Genomic DNA, 23345 nt, shown 5'->3' on the forward strand with positions numbered 1-23345 from the left:
ACCCATGTTTAAATCGATCTTCGCCGTGGCGCTCGCGCTGGTGGCTACCTTTGCCCAGGCTGACCGTATTCGCGATCTCACCAGCGTTCAGGGCGTGCGTGAAAACTCGCTGATTGGCTATGGCCTGGTGGTGGGGCTGGACGGTACCGGTGACCAGACGACCCAGACCCCCTTTACCACCCAAAGTCTGAACAACATGCTTTCCCAGCTCGGCATTACCGTGCCGGCGGGAACTAACATGCAGCTGAAAAACGTGGCGGCAGTAATGGTCACCGCGTCCTACCCGGCGTTCGCGCGTCAGGGGCAGACCATTGACGTGGTGGTTTCCTCAATGGGTAACGCCAAAAGCCTGCGCGGCGGTACGCTGCTGATGACCCCGCTGAAGGGCGTCGACAGCCAGGTGTATGCGCTGGCGCAGGGGAACATTCTGGTCGGCGGTGCGGGTGCATCCGCAGGCGGAAGCAGCGTGCAGGTGAACCAGCTCAACGGCGGACGGATTACCAACGGGGCGATCATTGAGCGTGAACTGCCGACCCAGTTTGGCGCGGGCAACACCATTAACCTGCAGCTCAATAATGAAGATTTCACGATGGCGCAGCAGATTGCCGATACCATCAACCGCAGCCGTGGCTACGGTAATGCCACGGCACTTGATGCGCGTACCGTGCAGATCCGTACCTCCACCGGCAGCAGCAACCAGGTGCGCATGCTGGCCGATATCCAGAATATGGAAGTGAACGTTCCGGTCCAGGATGCGAAGGTGATCATCAACTCCCGAACTGGCTCGGTGGTGATGAACCGGGAAGTGTCGCTCGACAGCTGTGCCGTGGCGCAGGGGAACCTGTCGGTGACGGTAAACCGCTCCGCGAACGTGAGCCAGCCGGACACGCCGTTTGGCGGTGGTCAGACGGTGGTAACCCCGCAAACGCAGATTGATTTACGTCAGAGCGGTGGGTCTTTACAGAGCGTGCGATCAAGCGCCAACCTGAACAGCGTGGTGCGCGCCCTGAACGCCCTGGGCGCAACGCCGATGGATCTGATGTCCATCCTGCAATCGATGCAAAGCGCGGGCTGCCTGCGCGCCAAACTGGAAATCATTTAATGCTGACCGATAGCAAATTGTTGACCAGTGCAGCCTGGGACGCCCAGTCGCTCAACGAACTGAAAACCAAAGCAGGTAAAGACCCGGCGGCGAATATCCGCCCGGTCGCCCGCCAGGTGGAAGGGATGTTTGTACAGATGATGCTGAAGAGCATGCGCGAAACCCTGCCGAAAGACGGGATGTTCAGCAGCGATTCAACGCGTCTCTACACCAGCATGTATGACCAGCAGATTGCGCAGCAGATGACCGCCGGCAAAGGCCTCGGTCTGGCTGACATGATTGTCAAGCAGACCGAAGCGGCGCAGGGCATTCAGCCTCAGGATCAGCCGCAGCAGGTACCGATGAAGTTCGACCTGGAAACGGTGACCAGCTATCAGAACCAGGCTCTGACGCAAATGGTGCGTAAAGCCATGCCGAAAGCCACGGGCAGCGGCGATGAGCCGCTCTCCGGTGACAGCAAAGACTTCCTGGCGCAGCTTTCTCTGCCTGCACGGCTTGCCAGCGAACAGAGCGGCGTGCCGCATCACCTGATTCTGGCGCAGGCCGCGCTGGAGTCGGGCTGGGGGCAGCGCCAGATCCGCAAGGAAAACGGCGAGCCGAGCTTCAACATCTTCGGCGTGAAGGCCACCTCCAGCTGGAAGGGGCCAACTACGGAGATCACAACCACCGAATACGAGAACGGTGCGGCGGTGAAGGTCAAAGCCAAATTCCGCGTCTACAGCTCGTATCTGGAAGCCTTGTCCGATTATGTTGGCCTGCTGAGCCGAAATCCGCGCTATACCGCCGTGACGCAGGCGGCAACGGCGGAGCAGGGCGCTCAGGCGCTGCAAAACGCGGGCTACGCGACCGACCCGAACTATGCACGCAAGCTCACCAGCATGATCCAGCAGCTGAAATCCATGGGCGAGAAGGTCAGCAAAGCCTATAGCACAGATATTGAAAATCTGTTCTGAAAGTTCTCAAGTCCCGGTGGAGGTTGCCGATAACCTTCATCAGGACTCGTGTCTGAACGTATAAAAGGAACCCCCATGTCCAGTTTGATTAACAGCGCCATGAGTGGCCTCAGTGCTGCGCAGTCGGCACTCAATACCGTCAGTAATAATATTTCAAGCTATAACGTGGCAGGTTACACCCGCCAGACCACGGTGCTGGGCGCATCTAACAGCACGCTGACCGGCGGTGGCTGGGTGGGTAACGGGGTGTATGTCTCCGGTGTCCAGCGTGAGTATGACGCCTTCATCACCAATCAGCTGCGCGCCGCACAGACGCAGAGCAGCGGCCTGACGACGCGCTATCAGCAGATGTCAAAAATCGACGATGTGCTCTCCGATACCACCAACTCGCTCTCCACCACGCTGCAGGACTTCTTCAAAAGCCTGCAAACCCTGGTGAGCAACGCGGAAGATCCGGCGGCGCGTCAGACGGTGCTGGGTAAAGCGGGCGGTCTGGTCAATCAGTTCAAAACCAACGATCAGTATCTTCGTGACCAGGATACGCAGGTGAACACCGCGATTAGCACCAGCGTTTCTCAGATCAACAACTATGCCAAACAGATTGCCAACCTGAACGATCAGATTTCCCGTCTGACCGGCGTCGGTGCGGGCGCATCGCCTAACGATCTGCTTGATCAGCGCGATCAGCTCGTCAATGAGCTGAACAAAATCGTCGGCGTGGAAGTGTCTGTTCAGGATAGCGGTACGTTTAACATCTCTTTCGGCAACGGTTACAGCCTGGTACAGGGCAGCAAAGCCAACCAGCTGGCTGCCGTGAAGTCGAGTGCCGATCCGGCTCGTACTACCGTAGCCTATGTCGATGACGTGGCCGGGACCGTAGAGATCCCGGAAAAGATGATCACCACCGGTTCTTTGGGCGGTTTACTGACCTTCCGCACGGAAGATCTGGATAAAGCTCGTAACACCCTGAACCAGATGGCGCTGGCCTTTGCCGATTCGATGAACACGCAGCATGAGGCCGGCTTTGACGCTAACGGTGATGCGGGCGGTAAGCTGTTCAACTTTGGTTCTCCGGCGGTGCTGTCCAACAGCAAGAACGGCGGGTCGGCGGTTGTTACGGCCTCTGTGGCGGACAGCAAACAGGTCCAGGCGACAGACTATAAGCTGCAGTTCAACGGCACTGACTGGACGATCACCCGTACATCAGACAAAACCAGCTTTACGATGAGCCCGGATGCCAGCGGCAACCTGTCGTTTGATGGTCTTAACGTCAACGTGAGCGGCACGGCAAATACCAAAGACAGCTTTACCGTGAAGCCGGTTTCCGACGTCATCATGAACATGGATCTGGCGATCAGCGACGAGTCCAAACTGGCGATGGCGTCCGTGCAGACCGGCGGTGAGAGCGACAACCGCAATGGCCAGAAAATGCTCGAATTGCAAAACAGCAAAGTGGTAGGCGGGAACAAAAGCTTCAACGATGCGTATGCCTCGCTGGTAAGTACTGTCGGGAGTTCTACGGCCTCACTGAAAGTAAGCAGCCAGACGAAAGCCGATGTAGAAACGCAGCTGATCAGACAGCAGCAGACCATCTCTGGGGTAAACCTCGACGAAGAGTATGGCAATTTGCAGCGTTATCAGCAGTATTACCTGGCGAACGCCCAGGTTCTCCAGACTGCCAGTACGCTCTTCGATGCAATTATCAACATCCGTTAAGGTTGAGGTGAACAATGCGTATTAGCACCCAGATGATGTATGAGCAGAACATGCGTGGGATCACCGATTCCCAAAGCAGATGGCTGAGTTATGGTGAACAAATGTCCACCGGCAAGCGCGTCAATCGTCCGTCCGATGATCCGATCGCGGCTTCGCAGGCTATTGTTTTGTCACAATCTCAGTCACAAAACAGCCAATTTGCTCTGGCGCGAACCTTTGCCACGCAAAAGGTCTCATTGGAAGATAACGTATTGGCTCAGGTGAATAGCGCGATCTCAAGCGTGCGGGAGAAACTGGTCTACGCGTCAAACGGCACACTAAACGATGACGATCGTCTTGCTCTGGCGACCGATATTCAGGGGATACGCGATCAGCTTATGAACCTGGCCAACACGACGGATGGTAATGGTCGCTTTATCTTTGCGGGATACAAAACCGAGAGCGCACCGTTTGATTCCGTAACCGGCGAGTACCGGGGCGGCGCTGAAGCCATCACCCAGCAGGTCGATACGGCGCGAAATATGGCGATTAGTCATACCGGCCAGCAGATTTTCGAAAGCATTACCAGTAATGCGGAGCAATTGCCGGGTGGTGGTTATGGCGAGACAAACATGTTCAAAATCCTGGATTCTGCCGTTGCTGCGCTGAAGACGCCGATTGAGAACGATCAGGCTGCAGCTGCAGTCCAAAACCAGGTGATTGCCAATGCGCGAATCGGTATTCAGAACACCGAGAACAATATTCTGACAGTCGTTGCCGATGTGGGCACCAAGATGAACGAGCTGGAAAAACTCGATACGCTGGGCGATGACCGCGCGCTGGGCCAGACCAAGCAGATGAGCGACCTGGTGGATGTCGACTGGAACGAAGCGATTTCCTCTTACACCATGCAGCAGGCGGCCTTGCAGGCGTCTTATAAAGCGTTTAGCGATATGCAGGGCATGTCTCTGTTCCAGCTGAACAAATAACATCTTGACCTCTTAGAACATGTCTTGAAACTGGGCATGTTTTGCTGCCCAATCCGTCTGGATTGGGCATTTTTTTATGCGACTTCTGCCGTTACTGAGGCGACACGCGCGCTTTCTATCAGACGGATGACCAGCGCAATGACGCCACAGACGGTGGCCAGTGCGACCACACCCGTCCAGCCAGCCAGCGAGTAGATATTGCTGCCTAACGCGGACCCCAGGGCCATCCCGATAAAGACGACCGTAAAGAGCAGGGCGTTGAGACGACCACGCGCCTGCGGTTCAAGGCTGTACACCAGGTTCTGATGGGCGACCAGGCTGGACTGCAGGCCCAGGTCGAACCCGACGGCAGAGATGGCGATCAGCATCAGCTGTCCATGAACGCCCAGCGCGGGCATCAGGAACATCAGGGCGAAAGAGACGGTCACAAGAACGGCACCAAGCTGCGTGACTTTTCCTGCCCCCAGTTTGTCCGCCAGCCCCCCCGCCAGTGGGGCAGCTAACGCACCCGCGGCACCGGCAATACCAAAACCACCTGCGACGGCACTACCCAGGTGATAGCGTTCCAGCAGCATGACCGCAAGCGTTGACCAGAAGGCGCTAAAGGCAATCGACAGGAAACCCTGAGCCAGCGCCGCGCGGCGCAGCGCCGGGTAGCGACGCCACAGGTGTTCCATCGAGCGCATCAGCGCGGGGTAGCTCAGCGTGGAGTGAATGGCAAAACGGGGAAGTACAAACCACATCATTACCCCGATGAACGCAATGCTCGCCGCTGCCAGCTGGTACATGACGCGCCAGCCAAACGCTTCGCCCACCACGCCGCTTACGGTTCTTGATAATAAGATACCCATCAGCAGCCCGGTCATTACCGTGCCCACGGTTTTCCCCTGTTTACCTTCCGGCGCAAGGATGGCCGCGGCAGGGACGATATCCTGCGCCATGGTGGCGGCCATGCCGATAAGCAGGCTTGCCAGCAGCAGGGAATGGATCTGCCCGGTCAGGCTACAGCCGAGAAGAAACAGCGCCAGCGCCGCGCTTTTGATCAAAATTAACGTCCTGCGGTCGTGGCGATCGCCCAGAGGAAGCAGGAACAGGATGCCAAGCGCGTAGCCTGCCTGCGTTAATGTTGGCACCAGGCCCATACCTTCAATACTCAAATGCAGGTCGGCACCCATCAGCGGCAGCAGGGGCTGCGCGTAATAGATTGATGCCACGCTGAAGCCAGCCCCCAGAGCCAGCATAAAGATCACCCAGCGGCTTACAGCATGGGGAGTCGTTGTTGTGTTCATAAGTTGTTCCTCATTCATCGTGTGAGGCTATTTTTTATCAGTACGCCTTGCGACGGTAGCGGGCCCGGTGGTAAAACGCTTATACGTTGAACGTATAAGTGAAAATGCGATGAAAAGAGCTGAGCGTATAGACAGGGTAGAGTTAATGCGGACGTTTGTCCGCATTGTCGAGGCGGGTTCGCTCTCAGCGGCGGCGCGGCAGCTGGCAACAACCCAGGCCACGGTAAGCCGACGGCTGCAGTCGCTTGAAACCATGCTGGGCGTGCGCCTGTTGTTGCGCACCACCCACACGACGCGGCTAACGGATGACGGCGAGCGCTGCTATCAGCACGCCCGTCGGGTGATTGACAGCTGGCTGGCGCTGGAGGATGAGGTGGGGCAGACGGAAGATGAGCCTGTAGGCGTGCTGCGGGTGCGGGCGCCGCACGCGTTTGGTCAGGATCAGCTTCTGAAACCCGTAACCGAATTTTTGCAACGCTATCCGCAGCTTTCGATTGAGTGGATGCTCAACGATCGGTCGGCGGATTTCCTCGGCGACAACCTTGACTGTGCTATTCGGGTGGGCGTGGAGGTCGATCCGGCAACCGTATCCGTACTGCTGGCGGAGGTGCCGCGCTCGGTGGTGGCTTCTCCGGCACTGCTGGCCCGCTTCCCGGCGGTGAATACGCCGGAGGATTTGCAGCAGTTTCCCTGGATAGCCATCAGCTCTTTCTACCAGCGCCACGTGGAGCTTTTTCACTATGCCTCGTCCGCCACCGCGCGGATTGCTATTACGCCACGGCTCAGCACCGACAGCCTGTATGTCGCACGCAATACGGCACTTACCGGCCTTGGCGTGGCCGTGGTATCCAGCTGGACGGTACAGGACGATATTCGGGAAGGGCGGCTGGTGCATTTGCTGCCCGAGTGGCAGCCCGCGGCGCTACCGGTACATCTGGTTTATCCCTGGTCCCGTTATTATCCGGCACGCTTGCGGCGATTTCTGGAGTTGATGCGGCAGGTCATGCCGGAGGTGACCGGGATGAGAAAGCCTGTTCAGCAGCCATAAAAAAAGCCGACCCAAGGGTCGGCTTTTTACTTCAGTGTCGTTTGTCGTTATTCGACAGACTGTGGACGCGTTGCCGGTGCAGTCGCCTGATGCGTTGCACTATGACCACCGGCTGCGCCTTTACCTTCGAAGCTGAAGGCCGGGCGAACCCAGTCGCTGTGACGCGGCGCTTCAGGCACGTAATCCGGCGCCGGGGCGCGGGTCATCGGTGCTGTTGCCACGTGGGCAGCGGCTGGCGCAGAGACAACCGGCTCAGGCTTCACTTCTGGCGCTTTCGGCTCTTCAACAACCGGTTCAACCTGAATCTCAACGTCCTGAACGACCTCTTCAGCGGTGGTTTCGACGAGGGTTTCAGCGGCTTCTTCTACCGCGGCTACAGGTTCAGCCTCTTGAGCGATTTCCTCAGCCACCACGACATCTTCTTCAGCAATAAGCTGCGGTGCGGCATCAACCGGCGCGGCAATCACTTCCGGATGCGTGGTTTCGACGTCCGCGGCCTGAGGTGCTTCAGTTTCAACAACCTGAGGTTCAACCACGGTTGCCGTTTCAGTCACGACCTCTTCTACCGCTGCTACAGGTGCAATGACCTCTTCCGTTACCGGCTGTTCTTCAACAACCTGCTCCGGGCGAGCAACAGGGTAGCGGATCCAGACTTTGCCAGAAGCCATTTCTGGTGAAGCACAGGCAACGGTCAGCGGCATTGGAGACTGAGTCGGGTACCGCTCGTCACGATAGCGACGACGGCGCTGACCGCTGACGCGCAGATGACGTGGGGAACGACGTGAACGGCGCGGCATACCGGCGTTATCACGGTTTTCACCGTTTTCATCTTGCTCAATGTTGTTATCAACGACCGCTGGCAGGTCAACTTTTGCCAGCTGCGTACCGGTTGCGCTCTCGCGAGTTTCAACCGCAACGTTTGCTGTCTCTTCGGTTGCTTCAGAGGCGAAGCGGACTTTCTGAGCAAGCTGGCGCTGCTTACGGCGCGGCATGACCTGAGTACGTTCTTCCTGCTCGCCGTCCTGCTGCTCTACAGGCTCTTCGCGGTTCAGGTTTTTGACTTCCTGCTGTGCCTGACGCTTCTCGTCGTTACGACGACGGTTGCGTTCACGGCGCGGCTGCTGGTCGTCACGCTGTTTGCTCTTCTCAGACTCATCGCCCGCCTGCTGGCGAATTTCACGATCTTCAACATTCTGCTGCTGTTTCTCGCGACGGTTGCGACGGTTGTCTTCGCGTTGCTCACGGCCTTCGTTATTGTCAGAGCGGTTGTCACGGTTGTCACGACGCTCGTTGCGCTCATTACGATCGCTACGGTCATTACGGTCGCGGCGGTTGTTCTGACGCTTACGGCGGTCCTGCTGACGTTCAGGCTTGGCCGCTTTTGGCTCTTCTTTCGGCTGCTCTGGCTGAACTTCCTCGCCGGCAAACATCTTCTTCAGCGCGCCGAAGAAGCGGCTCAGCAGACCCGGCTGCGCAGGCTGGGCTTTCGCTGCCGTCGCTTCTGGTTTCTGCGCCGCAGGTTTGGCCGCTGGTTTTTCCAGGGCGGCTTCCGGTGGGGCTTCTGGCATGATGAAGGTCGCTAACGCAGGCTGCTCTGGCAGCTTACGCTCTGCTGGCTCGTCATCAGATGGCAGGGCCATCTCTTCTTCGTGCAGCTTCGGCAGCAGGTAGCTGAGCGTTGACGTCTCTTCGCCTTTACGGACACGCAGCACGTGGTAGTGCGGGGTTTCCATCTGATCGTTTGGCACGATGATGCAGCGAACGCCGCCCTGACGCGCTTCAATGGCACTGACCGCAGCACGTTTTTCGTTCAACAGGTAGGACGCAATTGGCACAGGCACAATCGCGTGAACCTCTTTGGTATTCTCTTTCAGCGCTTCTTCTTCAATCAGACGCAGGATAGAGAGGGACAGCGACTCGTTATCACGCACGGTGCCGGTGCCGGAGCAGCGTGGGCAGACGTGATGGCTGGACTCACCCAGCGATGGGCTCAGACGCTGACGGGACATCTCCAGCAGGCCAAAGCGTGAGATATGGCTAATCTGAATACGCGCACGATCCTGACGCACCGCTTCGCGCAGACGGTTTTCTACCGCACGCTGGTGACGAACAGGGGTCATGTCGATGAAGTCGATAACAATCAGACCACCCAGGTCGCGCAGGCGGAGCTGGCGGGCGATTTCATCAGCGGCTTCAAGGTTGGTGTTGAAAGCGGTCTCTTCGATGTCGCCGCCGCGGGTTGCACGCGCGGAGTTGATGTCGATAGCGGTCAGCGCTTCAGTGGTATCGATAACGATAGAACCGCCGGATGGCAGACGCACTTCACGCTGGAAGGCGGACTCAATCTGGGATTCGATCTGATAGTGGCTGAACAGCGGGATTTCACCGGTATACAGCTTAATTTTGCTGGTGAAATCCGGACGGCCCAGCGCGGCGATGTGCTGGCGCGCCAGCTCAAGCACTTTCGGGTTATCGATCAGAATCTCACCGATGTCCTGACGCAGGTAGTCACGGAAGGCACGCACGATCACGTTGCTTTCCTGGTGGATCAGGAACGGAGCAGGGCGGCTTTCCGCTGCTTTCTGGATGGCTTCCCAGTGTTTCAAACGGAAGCTGAGGTCCCACTGCAGCGCTTCGGCGGATTTCCCGACGCCTGCGGTACGCACGATAAGCCCCATGCCGTCAGGCAGTTCAAGGCTTGCCAGTGCTTCTTTCAGCTCGGTACGGTCATCACCTTCGATACGGCGAGAGATACCACCCGCACGCGGGTTGTTTGGCATCAGCACCAGATAGCTCCCCGCCAGGCTGATAAAGGTTGTCAGTGCGGCACCTTTGTTGCCACGCTCTTCTTTATCAATCTGAACGATAACTTCCTGACCTTCACGCAGAACATCTTTGATGTTTGGGCGGCCATGGGCGTTGTAGTGTGCAGGGAAATATTCGCGGGCGATTTCTTTCAGAGGGAGGAAACCATGACGCTCAGCACCGTAATCGACAAATGCAGCTTCAAGGCTTGGTTCAATGCGGGTGATTTTGCCTTTGTAAATGTTCGCTTTTTTCTGTTCGTGTCCAGGACTTTCGATATCCAGATCGTACAGGCGCTGCCCATCCACAAGGGCGACACGCAACTCTTCTTGCTGAGTTGCGTTGATTAACATTCTTTTCATCGTAACTTACTCGTTATTCTTACATTGACGACAAAGCTGCGGGCAAGGTGACGCTTTCCGGGGTATGAACCGATGGCCTCGTGTCTGTTCACGTCGCCAACCTCACGGTTGTCGCTCGCTTAAGAGGCGCAGAGTGTCGGTTGCCTGTATTTCATACGGAAACACAGCGCAATTATCAGGGGAATTGCCTGGGTAGAACTCTCCAGAGAACAATCCTTATACCGGGAAGTACTGCAACCCGCAGCCCGCTAACTGCCTGAAAGATCAATACGTCTTACGCCATTGCTGCGTGGATGATCGGTCAGACAAAATTGGTCATTCCGTCGACATCCTTACAAAACCCGGATTTAACGCGGAAAACGACCTCATTATTCCACTGCTCGCCGGGTTATAGCAAGATGACTTTTACCAATTATCACCCGGTTACTCACAGTTTCTTCACCTCAAGGTGGTGATTGGTTTAATAACCACCAAATCGATTGCGTGAAACGGGGCGCAGGCCGGATAAAAGTAAATATAAGCATAGAAAAATGAGTGGCGCTAATGGCTGACGATATTTAGAATCGCCAACCATGAAAACAGAGACTCCAGCCGTAAAAATGGTTGCCATCGCTGAAGATGAAGCGGGGCAACGTATCGATAACTTCTTGCGCACCCAGTTGAAAGGGGTGCCAAAGAGCATGATTTACCGCATCCTGCGTAAGGGCGAAGTGCGGGTGAACAAAAAACGCGTGAAGCCCGAGTACAAACTCGAGGCGGGGGATGAAGTGCGTATTCCGCCGGTGCGCGTGGCAGAGCGTGAAGAAGAGACCGTTTCACCGAAGCTACAGAAAGTGGCGGCCCTGAGCGATGTCATCCTTTACGAAGATGACCACATTCTGGTGCTGAATAAACCGTCAGGAACGGCAGTCCATGGCGGTAGCGGCCTGAGCTTCGGTGTGATTGAAGGGCTCCGCGCCCTGCGCCCGGAAGCGCGTTTCCTTGAACTGGTGCACCGTCTTGACCGTGACACCTCTGGCGTGCTGCTGGTAGCGAAAAAACGTTCTGCGCTGCGTTCCCTGCATGAACAGCTGCGTGAAAAAGGGATGCAGAAAGACTACCTGGCGCTGGTGCGCGGCCAATGGCAGTCCCATGTAAAAGTGGTGCAGGCGCCGCTGCTGAAGAACATTCTGCAAAGCGGCGAGCGTATTGTCCGCGTCAGCCAGGAAGGGAAACCGTCTGAGACGCGCTTTAAGGTTGAAGAGCGCTATGAGTTTGCCACGCTGGTGCGCTGCAGTCCGGTGACCGGTCGTACCCACCAGATCCGCGTGCATACGCAGTTTGCAGGGCACCCCATCGCGTTTGATGACCGCTATGGCGACCGCGAGTTTGATAAGCAGCTGACGGGGACGGGGCTATCGCGTCTGTTCCTGCATGCGGCAGCGCTGAAATTTACCCACCCAAATACCGGTGAAGTCATCCGTATTGAAGCGCCGCTGGATGAGCAGTTGAAACGCTGCCTGAAGGTTCTGCGCGGCTGATTTTGCCCGGCGGCGCTGCGCTTGCACGGGCCTACGGTTTTGTAGGCCGGGTAAGCGCAGCGCCGCCCGGCGAAGGTCACATCGTCAGCGGATTACACTCTTCTCGCCGTAACATCTGACACAAGGCAATCAGCGGTAACCCCACCAGGGTGTTCGGATCCCGACCGTCCAGCTTGTCGAACAGCGCAATCCCCAGCCCCTCACTTTTAAAGCTCCCCGCGCAGTTCAGCGGACGCTCACGACGCACATAATCCATAATCTCTTGCTCGCTGAGATGGCGGAAGTGTACGTCGAACGGCTCGCACTCCGTTTGCAGATGGCCTGACGCGGCGTTATAGAGGGCGAGGCCCGTATAGAAGGTCACGATAGTACCGCGCGCGCGCAGAAGCTGCTGGCAGGCATTTTCCTCTGTATGCGGCTTGCCGGTGATTTCGCCGTCCATTACGCAAACCTGATCGGAGCCTATAATCAAATGCGAAGGATAGCGTGCGGCCAGCGACTGCGCTTTCTCCTTAGCAAGACGCGTCACCAGATGGCGCGGTGACTCGCCCGGCTGTGGCGTCTCATCCACGTCTGGTGCAGCGCATTCAAACGGGATCCCGAGCTTTTCCAGCAGCATTCGGCGGTAGGGAGACGTGGAAGCAAGGACGAGATTTGGCATATTTTTATCACCAGATATAGCGTATCGATGCCAGCCATTTTAAACTACAGGCCGCAATGTGTGCGAATAATTGGCAAAAGGCAGCTCTGGTTGCCTTTTTCTTTGACTCTATGACGTTACAAAGTTAATATGCGCGCCCTATGCAAAAGGTAAAATTACCCCTGACTCTTGATCCGGTACGTACGGCTCAAAAACGCCTCGATTACGAAGGTATCTATACTTCCGATCAGGCTGAGCGTATTGCCGAATCCGTAGTCAGTGTGGACAGTGATGTAGAATGCTCCATGTCGTTCGCTATCGACAACCAGCGCCTCGCCGTGTTAACCGGTGATGCAAAGGTGACGGTAACGCTCGAGTGTCAGCGTTGCGGGAAACCGTTTGTACAGCATGTTCACACAACGTATTGTTTCAGTCCGGTTCGTTCTGACGAACAGGCTGAAGCACTCCCGGAAGCGTATGAGCCGATTGAGGTTAACGAATTCGGTGAAATCGATCTTCTGGCTCTGGTTGAAGATGAAATCATCCTCTCCTTGCCAGTCGTTCCGGTGCATGATTCTGAACACTGTGAAGTGTCCGAGGCGGACATGGTCTTTGGGGAACTGCCTGATGAAGCGCAAAAACCAAACCCATTTGCCGTATTAGCCAGCTTAAAGCGTAAGTAATTGAGGAGTAAGGTCCATGGCCGTACAACAGAATAAACCAACCCGTTCCAAACGTGGCATGCGTCGTTCCCATGACGCGCTGACTGCAGTTACCAGCCTGTCTGTAGACAAGACTTCTGGTGAGAAACACCTGCGTCACCACATCACCGCTGACGGTTTCTACCGCGGCCGCAAGGTTATCACTAAGTAATCACGCGTCAGCGTGATTAGGCTTAGTGAGGAGCTCCCCGTGCAAACGGGGAACTTACCGAACCAGGCTGCGACGATACCTTGACACGTCTAACCCTGGCGTTAGATGTCATGGGGGGAGATTTTGGCCCTTCCGTGACAGTGCCTGCAGCATTGCAGGCACTGAATTCTAATTCGCAACTCACTCTTCTTTTAGTCGGCAATCCCGACGCAATCACGCCATTACTTGCAAAAGCTGACTTTGAACAACGTTCACGTCTGCAGATTATTCCTGCGCAGTCAGTTATTGCCAGTGATGCCCGACCCTCGCAGGCGATTCGCAATAGCCGCGGCAGCTCGATGCGGATAGCGCTGGAGCTGGTGAAAGAAGGACGAGCCCAGGCTTGCGTCAGCGCGGGTAATACCGGCGCGCTGATGGGACTGGCGAAATTGTTGCTCAAACCGATTGACGGTATTGAGCGCCCGGCGCTGGTGACGGTGTTGCCGCATCAGCAGAAGGGCAAGACGGTGGTGCTTGATTTGGGCGCGAACGTCGATTGTGATAGTACAATGCTGGCTCAGTTTGCCGTAATGGGATCGGTGCTGGCAGAAGAAGTGGTCGGGATCAACACTCCCCGTGTTGCGTTACTGAACATTGGTGAAGAAGAGACCAAAGGCCTGGACAGCATTCGCGAAGCAGCTGAATTGCTCAAACAGGTTCCCTCCATCAACTATATTGGTTATCTCGAAGCCAATGAGTTGTTGACGGGTAAAACGGATGTTCTGGTCTGCGATGGCTTCACTGGAAACGTAACGTTGAAGACCATGGAAGGGGTCGTGCGGATGTTTCTTTCTCTGCTGAAATCACAGGGAGAGGGCAAAAAAAGCGCCTGGTGGCTGATTTTATTGAAGCGTTGGTTACAAAAGAGCCTGACGCGGCGATTCAGTCACCTCAACCCCGACCAGTATAATGGCGCCTGTCTGTTAGGATTGCGCGGCATCGTGATTAAGAGTCATGGCGCCGCCAATCAGCGAGCATTTTCTGTCGCCATTGAACAGGCAGTGCAGGCGGTGCAGCGACAAGTCCCTCAGCGGATTGCCGCTCGCCTGGAATCTGTATTAGCTAAAAGTGACTGAGCGTACATGTATACGAAGATTTTAGGTACCGGCAGCTACCTGCCAAAACAAGTGCGTACCAACGCCGATCTGGAAAAAATGGTAGATACGTCTGACGAGTGGATTGTCACGCGCACAGGTATCCGTGAACGTCGTATCGCCGCGCCAGACGAAACCGTGTCCACCATGGGTTACGAAGCCGCACAGCGTGCTATCGAGATGGCGGGCATTGATAAAGAACAGATCGGTTTGATCGTGGTGGCCACGACGTCTGCTACACATGCTTTCCCAAGCGCGGCATGCCAGGTGCAGAATATGCTCGGCATTAAAGGTTGCCCGGCGTTTGACGTTGCCGCTGCGTGCGCAGGTTTTACCTATGCGCTGAGCGTTGCCGATCAGTACGTGAAGTCCGGAGCCGTCAAATATGCGCTGGTGATCGGTGCTGACGTGCTGGCGCGTACCTGCGATCCAACCGATCGCGGAACGATCATTATTTTTGGTGATGGTGCGGGCGCGGTGCTGCTGGGGCAGTCCGAAGAGCCGGGTATCATCTCTACGCATCTTCATGCTGATGGCAGCTATGGTGAGCTTTTGACCCTGCCTAACGCCGATCGCGTTAATCCGGACAACTCGATTTACCTGACCATGGCAGGGAACGAGGTGTTCAAGGTGGCGGTGACTGAGCTTGCGCACATTGTTGATGAAACGCTGGAAGCGAATAACCTTGAGCGCTCCGCGCTCGACTGGCTGGTGCCGCATCAGGCGAACCTGCGTATCATCAGCGCGACCGCGAAAAAGCTGGGCATGTCGATGGATAACGTTGTGGTGACGCTGGATCGTCACGGCAACACCTCTGCGGCGTCAGTACCGTGCGCATTTGATGAAGCGGTACGCGACGGGCGAATCAAACGGGGCCAGCTGGTCTTGCTTGAAGCCTTCGGTGGCGGGTTCACCTGGGGTTCCGCGCTGGTTCGTTTCTAGGATAAGGAATAAAAAATGACGCAATTTGCTTTTGTGTTCCCGGGGCAGGGCTCTCAAACCGTTGGGATGTTGTCTGAAATGGCAGCACACTATCCGGTCATTGAAGAGACTTTCCGTGAAGCTTCTGATGCACTGGGTTATGATTTATGGGCGCTGACCCAGCAGGGCCCGGCCGAAGAACTGAACAAAACCTGGCAGACACAGCCAGCGCTGCTGACAGCGTCCGTTGCGCTGTGGCGTGTCTGGCAGCAGCAGGGCGGTAAAGCGCCAGCGCTGCTCGCGGGCCATAGTCTGGGTGAATACTCAGCGCTGGTCTGTGCCGGTGTGATCGCGTTTGCTGACGCCGTACGTCTGGTGGAACTGCGCGGTAAATTCATGCAGGAAGCGGTGCCAGAAGGCACAGGTGGCATGTCTGCTATCATCGGTCTGGATGATGCTGCGATTGCAAAAGCGTGTGAAGAATCTGCTGAAGGGCAGGTGGTTTCACCGGTTAACTTCAACTCGCCGGGCCAGGTGGTTATCGCTGGTCATAAAGAAGCGGTTGAGCGTGCCGGTGCTGCCTGTAAAGCTGCTGGCGCGAAACGCGCGCTGCCGCTGCCGGTCAGCGTGCCGTCCCACTGTGCGTTAATGAAGCCAGCCGCCGAGAAACTGGCGGTTGAGCTGGAAAAAATTACGTTTAACGCACCGACGATTGCCGTTGTGAACAACGTCGATGTGAAATGCGAAACCGCGCCGGAAGCTATCCGCGACGCACTGGTTCGCCAGCTCTATAGCCCGGTACAGTGGACCAAAACCGTTGAGTTTATGGCCGCTCAGGGCGTTGAGCATCTGTATGAAGTCGGCCCAGGGAAAGTCCTCACCGGTCTGACGAAACGTATTGTTGACACCCTGACAGCCTCGGCGATTAACGAGCCGGAAGCGATGTCAGCGGCACTCTCGCAATAAAAGAGGAATACCATGAGTTTTGAAGGAAAAATCGCCCTGGTGACTGGCGCAAGCCGCGGTATCGGGCGTGCAATTGCTGAAACACTGGTTGCGCGCGGCGCGAAGGTGATTGGTACAGCAACCAGCGAGAATGGCGCGCAGGCCATCAGCGAGTATCTGGGTGCGAACGGTAAAGGTCTGGTACTGAATGTGACCGAACCAGCATCTATCGAATCTGTTCTGGAAAATATTCGCGCAGAGTTTGGTGAAGTGGATATTCTGGTCAATAATGCCGGGATCACTCGCGACAACCTGCTGATGCGAATGAAAGATGACGAGTGGAACGATATTATCGAAACCAACCTGTCATCTGTATTCCGTCTGTCAAAAGCGGTAATGCGCGCTATGATGAAAAAGCGTCATGGTCGTATTATCACTGTTGGTTCTGTGGTTGGTACCATGGGAAATGCTGGTCAGGCTAACTACGCTGCGGCGAAAGCAGGTCTGATCGGTTTCAGTAAATCGCTGGCGCGTGAAGTCGCGTCCCGCGGGATTACTGTAAACGTTGTTGCTCCGGGCTTTATTGAAACGGACATGACGCGTGCGCTGACCGATGAGCAGCGTGCGGGTACACTGGCGGCAGTTCCGGCGGGTCGTCTTGGCGACCCTAAAGAAATCGCCAGTGCGGTTGCATTTTTAGCCTCTGACGAAGCGGGTTACATCACTGGTGAGACCCTCCACGTCAACGGCGGGATGTACATGGTTTAATCACGATCGAAAATATTTGCGTTATTAGGGCAAATGGCCTCAAAATAACGTAAAATCGTGGTAAGACCTGCCGGGATTTAGTTGCAAATTTTTCAACATTTTATACACTACGAAAACCATCGCGAAAGCGAGTTTTGATAGGAAATTTAAGAGTATGAGCACTATCGAAGAACGCGTTAAGAAAATTATCGGCGAACAGCTGGGCGTTAAGCAGGAAGAAGTTGTGAACTCCGCTTCCTTCGTTGAAGACCTGGGCGCAGATTCTCTTGACACCGTTGAGCTGGTAATGGCTCTGGAAGAAGAGTTTGATACTGAGATTCCGGACGAAGAAGCTGAGAAAATCACCACCGTTCAGGCTGCCATTGATTACATCAACGGCCACCAGGCGTAAGTGAACATCTCCAGGCGGTCATTCGACCGCCTGAGTTTTATCTTTTTTAGTCCCACGAATCTCTTTTTTTATCCCTCCCTGGAGGACAAACGTGTCTAAGCGTCGTGTAGTTGTGACCGGACTTGGCATGTTGTCTCCTGTCGGCAATACCGTAGAGTCCACCTGGAAAGCTCTCCTTGCCGGTCAGAGCGGCATCAGCCTAATCGACCATTTCGATACTAGCGCCTATGCAACGAAATTTGCTGGCTTAGTAAAGGATTTTAACTGTGAAGAGATCATCTCGCGCAAAGAACAGCGCAAGATGGATGCCTTCATTCAATATGGAATTGTCGCTGGCGTTCAGGCCATGCAGGATTCTGGCCTTGAGATTACGGAAGAGAACGCAACCCGTATCGGCGCTGCTATCGGCTCCGGGATTGGCGGTCTTGGCCTGATCGAGGAAAACCATACATCGCTGATGAATGGCGGACCGCGTAAGATCAGCCCGTTCTTCGTTCCGTCCACGATTGTTAACATGGTGGCAGGTCACCTGACCATTATGTTCGGCCTGCGTGGGCCAAGCATTTCTATCGCTACCGCGTGTACGTCTGGCGTGCATAACATCGGCCAGGCCGCGCGTATCATTGCGTACGGCGATGCAGATGCTATGGTTGCGGGCGGTGCTGAAAAAGCCAGTACCCCATTGGGTGTCGGTGGCTTTGGTGCAGCGCGTGCGCTTTCTACCCGTAACGATAATCCTCAGGCGGCGAGCCGTCCGTGGGATAAAGACCGCGATGGTTTCGTGTTGGGTGACGGGGCAGGTATGCTCGTGCTGGAAGAGTACGAACATGCGAAAAAACGCGGTGCGAAAATTTATGCTGAAGTCGTTGGCTTTGGTATGAGCAGCGATGCTTATCACATGACCTCTCCTCCGGAGAACGGTGCGGGTGCTGCGCTGGCGATGGAAAACGCGATCCGTGATGCGGGTATTACCCCAGCGCAGATTGGCTACGTTAACGCTCACGGTACCTCTACGCCAGCAGGCGACAAAGCTGAAGCGCAGGCTGTGAAGTCTATCTTCGGCGAGTCTGCCAGCCGCGTACTGGTTAGCTCCACGAAATCTATGACCGGTCACCTGCTGGGTGCTGCGGGTGCAGTAGAGTCCATCTACTCTATCCTTGCGCTGCGCGATCAGGCTGTTCCGCCAACCATCAACCTGGATAACCCGGATGAAGGTTGCGATCTGGACTTCGTTCCTCATGAAGCGCGCCAGGTTAGCGGTATGGAGTACACCCTGTGTAACTCCTTCGGCTTTGGCGGCACGAATGGTTCTCTGATCTTCAAAAAGGTCTGAGCCTGACGGCCCGAAAGCTAAAAAAAAAGGTCCGCTTGCCGGGCCTTTTTTATTAAGCCTAATCTTCTTGTCGGTTGCATGGCATCCTGCCAGACTAAACGCCCACGCATAAGGAGCCACCATGTTTTTAATTAATGGCCTTGAGCAAGACACGCTGCCAGCAAGCGACAGGGCGACGCAGTTTGGCGATGGCTGCTTTACGACTGCGCGTATTCTGGAAGGCGACGTATGCTTGCTTGATGCACACCTCCGCCGTCTACAAGACGCCTGCCAGACGTTACTGATCCCTTTTACGCAGTGGGAAATTCTTGAACATGAGATGCGTCAGCTGGCGTCAGGTAAAACCAGCGGTGTCTTAAAAGTTATCATTAGCCGAGGCAGCGGTGGGCGGGGGTACAGCGGTGCCGCCTGTCAGCATCCAACACGTATTCTCTCTGTTTCAGCTTATCCTGCTCACTATGCGCGCTGGCTTGAAGAGGGCGTGACGTTGACGCTGAGCCCGGTGCGGCTGGGGCGAAACCCGATGCTTGCCGGACTAAAACATCTTAACCGCCTTGAACAGGTGCTTATTCGTACTCATCTTGAACAGACGGACGCCGATGAGGCGCTAGTCCTTGACAGCGAAGGGTTCATTACGGAATGCTGTGCGGCTAATTTACTCTGGCGGAAGGGCCGTGAGGTCTTCACCCCTTCGCTGGCGCAGGCTGGCGTTAACGGCATCATGCGCCAGTTTTGTTTGCAACAGCTGGCACATGCAGGTTTTCGCGTTGTCGAAGTAAACGCGAAGGAAGAGGCGCTGCTGTCCGCCGATGAAGTTGTGATCTGCAATGCGCTGATGCCTGTTATACCCGTCCGTGCGTATGACCAACAGCGCTGGTCTTCGCGCGAGCTGTTCCAGTTTTTAGCCCCGATATGTGAGCAAACCAGATAGTCATGAAGAAAATGTTGCGTTTTGTCCTTCTCCTTATTATTGCGCTGGGCATTGCTGGCGGAGCGGGAGTATGGAAAGTCCGCCAGCTGGCGAACAGTAAAATCTTGATTAAAGACGAGACGATTTTTACCCTGAAAGCCGGTACCGGGCGGATGGCGCTGGGCGAGCAGCTTTACGGGGATAAAATCATTAACCGTCCTCGTGTGTTCCAGTGGTTATTGCGTATTGAGCCTGACCTATCTCACTTCAAGGCCGGTACCTACCGCTTTACGCCCGGCATGACCGTCAGAGAGATGCTGCAACTGCTGGAAAGCGGTAAAGAAGCCCAGTTCCCGCTGCGTTTTGTCGAAGGGATGCGCCTGAGCGATTACCTCAAACAGCTGCGCGATGCGCCGTATATCAAACATACCCTGAAAGATGACAGCTATCAGACGGTGGCCGACGTGCTCAAGTTTGAGCATCCTGAATGGGTGGAAGGCTGGTTCTGGCCAGATACCTGGATGTACACCGCAGGCACGACCGATGTGGCTATTCTGAAGCGGGCGCACAAAAAAATGGTCGCCGCCGTGGATGCCGCCTGGGAAGGGCGAATGGATGGTTTACCTTATAAAGATCAAAATCAGTTTGTTACCATGGCCTCGATTATCGAAAAAGAGACCGCCGTTGCTGCTGAACGCGATCGGGTGGCGTCAGTATTTATCAATCGTCTGCGCATTGGTATGCGCCTGCAAACCGACCCTACCGTCATCTACGGCATGGGTGAGAGCTATACCGGCAAGATTTCCAGAAAAGATCTGGAAACGCCAACGGCGTATAATACCTACGTGATTAGCGGTTTACCGCCTGGCCCGATTGCCACGCCGAGCGAGGCTTCTCTCAAAGCCGCTGCGCACCCGGCGAAAACACCGTATCTCTATTTTGTGGCTGATGGAAAAGGGGGGCATACCTTTAACACTAACCTTGCCAGCCACAATCGCTCTGTTCAGGACTATCTGAAGGCACTTAAGGAAAAAAATGCGCAGTAAATACATTGTCATTGAGGGACTCGAAGGGGCGGGTAAAACCACTGCCCGCAACGTAGTGGTGGACACGCTGAAATCGCTTGGCGTCGCCGACATGGTCTTCACCCGCGAGCCGGGCGGTACACAACTTGCGGAGAAACTGCGCAGCCTGGTGCTGGATATTAAATCCGTTGGCGACGAAGTTATCACTGACAAAGCTGAAGTGTTGATGTTCTACGCGGCGCGCGTACAGCTGGTTGAGACGGTGATCAAACCCGCGTTGGCCGAGGGTAAATGGGTGATCGGCGATCGCCACGATCTGTCGACTCAGGCCTACCAGGGCGGGGGGCGTGGTATTGACCAGACGATGCTGGCAACGCTGCGCGATGCCGTACTGGGTGATTTTCGCCCCGACCTGACCCTCTATCTGGATGTTACGCCGGAAGTGGGCCTCAAGCGCGCGCGCGCGCGCGGCGAGCTGGACCGCATTGAACAAGAGTCCTTTGATTTCTTTAACCGCACCCGTGCGCGCTATCTTGAGCTGGCGGCACAGGATAGCGCTATTCGTACCATCGATGCGACGCAGTCGCTGGATGACGTCACGCACAACATCCAGCAGACCGTTACGCAGTGGGTACAGGAGCAGCAGGCATGAAATGGTATCCATGGTTGCGTCCGCACTTTGAGCAGCTGATCGGCAGCTATCAGGCGGGGCGGGGGCATCATGCGTTACTGATTCAGGCATTGCCAGGGATGGGGGATGAGGCGTTAATTTATGCCCTCACCCGTTTTCTGATGTGCCAGCAGCCGGAAGGGCACAAAAGCTGTGGTAAGTGCCGCGGCTGCCAGCTGATGCAGGCGGGCACACATCCTGACTACTACACCCTTGAGCCTGAGAAGGGCAAGAGCGCGCTGGGTATTGATGCCGTGCGTGAAGTTAGTGAAAAATTGTACGAACATGCGCGTCTGGGTGGCGCTAAGGTCGTCTTGCTCAAAGACGCCACCCTGCTGACCGAGGCGGCGGCTAACGCCCTGCTTAAGACTCTTGAAGAGCCGCCGGAAAAAACGTGGTTTTTCCTCTCGTGCCGCGATCCGGGACGATTGCTGGCGACGTTGCGCAGCCGCTGCCGTCTTCATCACCTTGCGGTGCCTCAGGAATCATGGGCGCTGAGCTGGCTGGAGCGAGAGGTGACAACGTCACCTGAAAGTGCGCTGTCCGCCTTGCGCCTGAGTAGCGGCGCGCCCGCGGCGGCGCTGGCCTTGCTGCAACCTGACGTCTGGTCACAGCGAGAAGCGCTCTGCCGGGCCGTTGAAGCGGCGCTGAATAACAACGACTGGCTAAGCTTACTCCCGACACTTAACAGCGATAGTGCCGTTGAGCGTCTGCACTGGCTGGCCGCGTTGCTGCTGGATGCCCTTAAAATTCAGCAAGGGGCAACGCTGCTGACTAACCCTGACGCGTGGCCACTGGTGAGTACGCTGGCGAACCGCCTCTCCGGCGCGATTCTTCATGCGATGCTTCATGAAGTTTGCCAGAGCCGCGAACAGCTTTTAACCGTGACGGGTCTTAATCGCGAGCTTTTACTGACCGACCAGTTACTGCGTATTGAACATTACCTGCAACCCGGCGTCACACCGCCAGTTTCCCATCTCTGAGAGAGACATTATGTTTTTAGTCGACTCACACTGCCATCTTGATGGCCTGGATTATCAATCCCTGCATAAAAACGTGGATGACGTGCTGGAAAAAGCCGCTGCCCGCGATGTGAAATTCTGCCTTGCGGTGGCGACGACGCTGCCGGGTTATCGCACCATGCGTGAGCTGGTGGGCGTTCGCGACAACGTAGTGTTCTCCTGCGGCGTGCATCCGCTGAATCAGGACGAGGCGTATGACGTTGAGGAACTGCGCCGACTGGCAGCAGAAGAAGGCGTGGTGGCGATGGGGGAGACCGGCCTGGACTATTTTTACACGCCGGAAACGAAACCGCGGCAGCAGGAGTCCTTCCGCCATCATATCCGCATTGGCCGCGAACTGAACAAGCCGGTCATTGTGCATACCCGTGATGCGCGTGCCGATACCCTGGCGATCCTTCGGGAAGAAAACGTGACGGATTGCGGTGGCGTACTACACTGTTTCACAGAAGACAGAGAAACGGCGGGTAAACTGCTTGATTTAGGGTTTTATATTTCGTTTTCCGGGATCGTGACGTTCCGTAACGCTGAGCAGCTCCGGGATGCCGCGCGTTATGTTCCGCTCGATCGCATTCTGGTGGAGACAGACTCTCCGTATCTGGCCCCGGTACCGCATCGCGGTAAAGAGAACCAACCGGCGATGACGCGAGACGTGGCTGAGTACATGGCCGTACTGAAGGGCGTCAGCATCGTAGAGCTGGCCCGCGTGACCACGGAAAACTTCTCAACGCTGTTCCATATTGACCCCGCCCGCCTGCAATCTGTCTGATACACCTGTTTTTTTTAGGCTCGTAATTAATAAATAAAACGAGTAAAGTTCACCGCCTCATTTGGGGCGGTGAGGGTGTTTTTAGACACATCCGGACATGCTTTTTGTAAATAACTGAAAGTTTTTCGACCGCCTTAAGCTGAAACGTGATAGCCGTCAAACAAACTCAGAGGGAATTATTTTAC

General features: G+C 55.7%; 22 protein-coding genes. 19 read left to right on the forward strand and 3 right to left on the reverse strand.

The window, feature by feature from the left end:
- Positions 1-4: 4 nt before the first annotated feature.
- The 4 genes from PI91_RS10995 to flgL all read left to right on the forward strand — a co-directional run bounded on the left by PI91_RS10995 (position 5) and on the right by flgL (position 4739).
- On the forward strand, positions 5-1102 hold the full coding sequence (locus PI91_RS10995) for a flagellar basal body P-ring protein FlgI (protein WP_008500808.1): 1098 nt from the start codon (positions 5-7) through the stop codon (positions 1100-1102).
- Entirely contained in the window at positions 1102-2055 is a 954-nt protein-coding gene (flgJ, locus tag PI91_RS11000) for a flagellar assembly peptidoglycan hydrolase FlgJ (protein ID WP_021240767.1), read from the forward strand. The genes PI91_RS10995 and flgJ overlap by 1 nt, the downstream gene beginning before the upstream one ends.
- 75 nt (positions 2056-2130) lie before the next feature.
- On the forward strand, positions 2131-3771 hold the full coding sequence (flgK, locus tag PI91_RS11005) for a flagellar hook-associated protein FlgK (RefSeq protein WP_039266131.1): 1641 nt from the start codon (positions 2131-2133) through the stop codon (positions 3769-3771).
- Positions 3772-3785: 14 nt separating this feature from the next.
- Entirely contained in the window at positions 3786-4739 is a 954-nt protein-coding gene (flgL, locus tag PI91_RS11010) for a flagellar hook-associated protein FlgL (RefSeq protein ID WP_023327102.1), read from the forward strand.
- Between the two features lie 74 nt (positions 4740-4813).
- On the opposite strand, the gene PI91_RS11015 is transcribed toward flgL, so the two are convergent.
- Entirely contained in the window at positions 4814-6028 is a 1215-nt protein-coding gene (locus PI91_RS11015) for an MFS transporter (RefSeq protein ID WP_008500804.1), read from the reverse strand.
- Positions 6029-6173: 145 nt separating this feature from the next.
- On the opposite strand from PI91_RS11015, the gene PI91_RS11020 reads away from it, so the two are divergent.
- Positions 6174-7076 (forward strand): LysR family transcriptional regulator, encoded by a 903-nt coding sequence (locus PI91_RS11020; protein ID WP_369804005.1) that lies wholly within the window; start codon positions 6174-6176, stop codon positions 7074-7076.
- A gap of 47 nt (positions 7077-7123) precedes the next feature.
- Here PI91_RS11020 and rne read toward each other — a convergent pair whose 3' ends face one another.
- Positions 7124-10243: a ribonuclease E gene (rne, locus tag PI91_RS11025; RefSeq protein WP_039266133.1), complete on the reverse strand. Its 3120-nt coding sequence runs from the start codon at positions 10241-10243 to the stop codon at positions 7124-7126.
- A 572-nt stretch (positions 10244-10815) separates the two neighbouring features.
- On the opposite strand from rne, the gene rluC reads away from it, so the two are divergent.
- Positions 10816-11763, forward strand: coding sequence for a 23S rRNA pseudouridine(955/2504/2580) synthase RluC (gene rluC / locus PI91_RS11030; RefSeq protein WP_032663822.1), 948 nt, complete (start codon positions 10816-10818; stop codon positions 11761-11763).
- Between the two features lie 76 nt (positions 11764-11839).
- On the opposite strand, the gene PI91_RS11035 is transcribed toward rluC, so the two are convergent.
- On the reverse strand, positions 11840-12424 hold the full coding sequence (locus PI91_RS11035) for a nucleoside triphosphate pyrophosphatase (protein ID WP_039266134.1): 585 nt from the start codon (positions 12422-12424) through the stop codon (positions 11840-11842).
- A gap of 140 nt (positions 12425-12564) precedes the next feature.
- On the opposite strand from PI91_RS11035, the gene yceD reads away from it, so the two are divergent.
- The 13 genes from yceD to PI91_RS11100 all read left to right on the forward strand — a co-directional run bounded on the left by yceD (position 12565) and on the right by PI91_RS11100 (position 23160).
- Positions 12565-13086, forward strand: a complete 522-nt coding sequence (gene yceD / locus PI91_RS11040) for a 23S rRNA accumulation protein YceD (protein WP_021240759.1) — start codon at positions 12565-12567, stop codon at positions 13084-13086.
- A gap of 16 nt (positions 13087-13102) precedes the next feature.
- Positions 13103-13276, forward strand: a complete 174-nt coding sequence (gene rpmF / locus PI91_RS11045) for a 50S ribosomal protein L32 (RefSeq protein ID WP_003857964.1) — start codon at positions 13103-13105, stop codon at positions 13274-13276.
- Between the two features lie 80 nt (positions 13277-13356).
- Complete coding sequence (gene plsX / locus PI91_RS11050; protein WP_021240758.1) at positions 13357-14391, forward strand: phosphate acyltransferase PlsX; 1035 nt, start codon at positions 13357-13359, stop codon at positions 14389-14391.
- Positions 14392-14397: 6 nt separating this feature from the next.
- The gene (locus PI91_RS11055) at positions 14398-15351 is read left to right on the forward strand and encodes a beta-ketoacyl-ACP synthase III (RefSeq protein ID WP_008500797.1); all 954 of its coding nucleotides are present in this window, start codon (positions 14398-14400) and stop codon (positions 15349-15351) included.
- Between the two features lie 15 nt (positions 15352-15366).
- Positions 15367-16296: an ACP S-malonyltransferase gene (gene fabD, locus PI91_RS11060; protein ID WP_008500796.1), complete on the forward strand. Its 930-nt coding sequence runs from the start codon at positions 15367-15369 to the stop codon at positions 16294-16296.
- Positions 16297-16308: 12 nt separating this feature from the next.
- Entirely contained in the window at positions 16309-17043 is a 735-nt protein-coding gene (gene fabG, locus PI91_RS11065; protein ID WP_008500795.1) for a 3-oxoacyl-ACP reductase FabG, read from the forward strand.
- Positions 17044-17197: 154 nt separating this feature from the next.
- Positions 17198-17434, forward strand: coding sequence for an acyl carrier protein (acpP, locus tag PI91_RS11070; protein ID WP_003857954.1), 237 nt, complete (start codon positions 17198-17200; stop codon positions 17432-17434).
- Between the two features lie 91 nt (positions 17435-17525).
- A complete protein-coding gene (fabF, locus tag PI91_RS11075; RefSeq protein WP_008500794.1) occupies positions 17526-18767 on the forward strand; it encodes a beta-ketoacyl-ACP synthase II in 1242 nt (413 codons plus the stop codon).
- Positions 18768-18888: 121 nt separating this feature from the next.
- Positions 18889-19698 (forward strand): aminodeoxychorismate lyase, encoded by an 810-nt coding sequence (gene pabC, locus PI91_RS11080; RefSeq protein WP_039266135.1) that lies wholly within the window; start codon positions 18889-18891, stop codon positions 19696-19698.
- A gap of 2 nt (positions 19699-19700) precedes the next feature.
- The gene (yceG, locus tag PI91_RS11085) at positions 19701-20723 is read left to right on the forward strand and encodes a cell division protein YceG (protein ID WP_023292782.1); all 1023 of its coding nucleotides are present in this window, start codon (positions 19701-19703) and stop codon (positions 20721-20723) included.
- Positions 20713-21354, forward strand: coding sequence for a dTMP kinase (gene tmk / locus PI91_RS11090; RefSeq protein WP_008500791.1), 642 nt, complete (start codon positions 20713-20715; stop codon positions 21352-21354). The genes yceG and tmk overlap by 11 nt, the downstream gene beginning before the upstream one ends.
- A complete protein-coding gene (gene holB / locus PI91_RS11095; RefSeq protein WP_008500790.1) occupies positions 21351-22355 on the forward strand; it encodes a DNA polymerase III subunit delta' in 1005 nt (334 codons plus the stop codon). The genes tmk and holB overlap by 4 nt, the downstream gene beginning before the upstream one ends.
- A 10-nt stretch (positions 22356-22365) precedes the next feature.
- Positions 22366-23160, forward strand: a complete 795-nt coding sequence (locus tag PI91_RS11100; RefSeq protein WP_039266136.1) for a metal-dependent hydrolase — start codon at positions 22366-22368, stop codon at positions 23158-23160.
- Positions 23161-23345: the final 185 nt, after the last annotated feature.

Source organism: Enterobacter sp. FB (assembly GCF_000805795.1).
Taxonomy (GTDB): domain Bacteria; phylum Pseudomonadota; class Gammaproteobacteria; order Enterobacterales; family Enterobacteriaceae; genus Enterobacter; species Enterobacter roggenkampii.

Bases quoted from the DNA above. Each gene is read 5' to 3' on its own strand.
- PI91_RS10995 (WP_008500808.1), top strand. From the start codon at position 5: ATGTTTAAATCGATCTTCGCCGTGGCGCTCGCGCTGGTGGCTACCTTT.
- flgJ (WP_021240767.1), top strand. From the start codon at position 1,102: ATGCTGACCGATAGCAAATTGTTGACCAGTGCAGCCTGGGACGCCCAG.
- flgK (WP_039266131.1), top strand. From the start codon at position 2,131: ATGTCCAGTTTGATTAACAGCGCCATGAGTGGCCTCAGTGCTGCGCAG.
- flgL (WP_023327102.1), top strand. From the start codon at position 3,786: ATGCGTATTAGCACCCAGATGATGTATGAGCAGAACATGCGTGGGATC.
- PI91_RS11015 (WP_008500804.1), bottom strand. From the start codon at position 6,028: ATGAACACAACAACGACTCCCCATGCTGTAAGCCGCTGGGTGATCTTT.
- PI91_RS11020 (WP_369804005.1), top strand. From the start codon at position 6,174: ATGCGGACGTTTGTCCGCATTGTCGAGGCGGGTTCGCTCTCAGCGGCG.
- rne (WP_039266133.1), bottom strand. From the start codon at position 10,243: ATGAAAAGAATGTTAATCAACGCAACTCAGCAAGAAGAGTTGCGTGTC.
- rluC (WP_032663822.1), top strand. From the start codon at position 10,816: ATGAAAACAGAGACTCCAGCCGTAAAAATGGTTGCCATCGCTGAAGAT.
- PI91_RS11035 (WP_039266134.1), bottom strand. From the start codon at position 12,424: ATGCCAAATCTCGTCCTTGCTTCCACGTCTCCCTACCGCCGAATGCTG.
- yceD (WP_021240759.1), top strand. From the start codon at position 12,565: ATGCAAAAGGTAAAATTACCCCTGACTCTTGATCCGGTACGTACGGCT.
- rpmF (WP_003857964.1), top strand. From the start codon at position 13,103: ATGGCCGTACAACAGAATAAACCAACCCGTTCCAAACGTGGCATGCGT.
- PI91_RS11055 (WP_008500797.1), top strand. From the start codon at position 14,398: ATGTATACGAAGATTTTAGGTACCGGCAGCTACCTGCCAAAACAAGTG.
- fabD (WP_008500796.1), top strand. From the start codon at position 15,367: ATGACGCAATTTGCTTTTGTGTTCCCGGGGCAGGGCTCTCAAACCGTT.
- fabG (WP_008500795.1), top strand. From the start codon at position 16,309: ATGAGTTTTGAAGGAAAAATCGCCCTGGTGACTGGCGCAAGCCGCGGT.
- acpP (WP_003857954.1), top strand. From the start codon at position 17,198: ATGAGCACTATCGAAGAACGCGTTAAGAAAATTATCGGCGAACAGCTG.
- pabC (WP_039266135.1), top strand. From the start codon at position 18,889: ATGTTTTTAATTAATGGCCTTGAGCAAGACACGCTGCCAGCAAGCGAC.
- yceG (WP_023292782.1), top strand. From the start codon at position 19,701: ATGAAGAAAATGTTGCGTTTTGTCCTTCTCCTTATTATTGCGCTGGGC.
- tmk (WP_008500791.1), top strand. From the start codon at position 20,713: ATGCGCAGTAAATACATTGTCATTGAGGGACTCGAAGGGGCGGGTAAA.
- holB (WP_008500790.1), top strand. From the start codon at position 21,351: ATGAAATGGTATCCATGGTTGCGTCCGCACTTTGAGCAGCTGATCGGC.
- PI91_RS11100 (WP_039266136.1), top strand. From the start codon at position 22,366: ATGTTTTTAGTCGACTCACACTGCCATCTTGATGGCCTGGATTATCAA.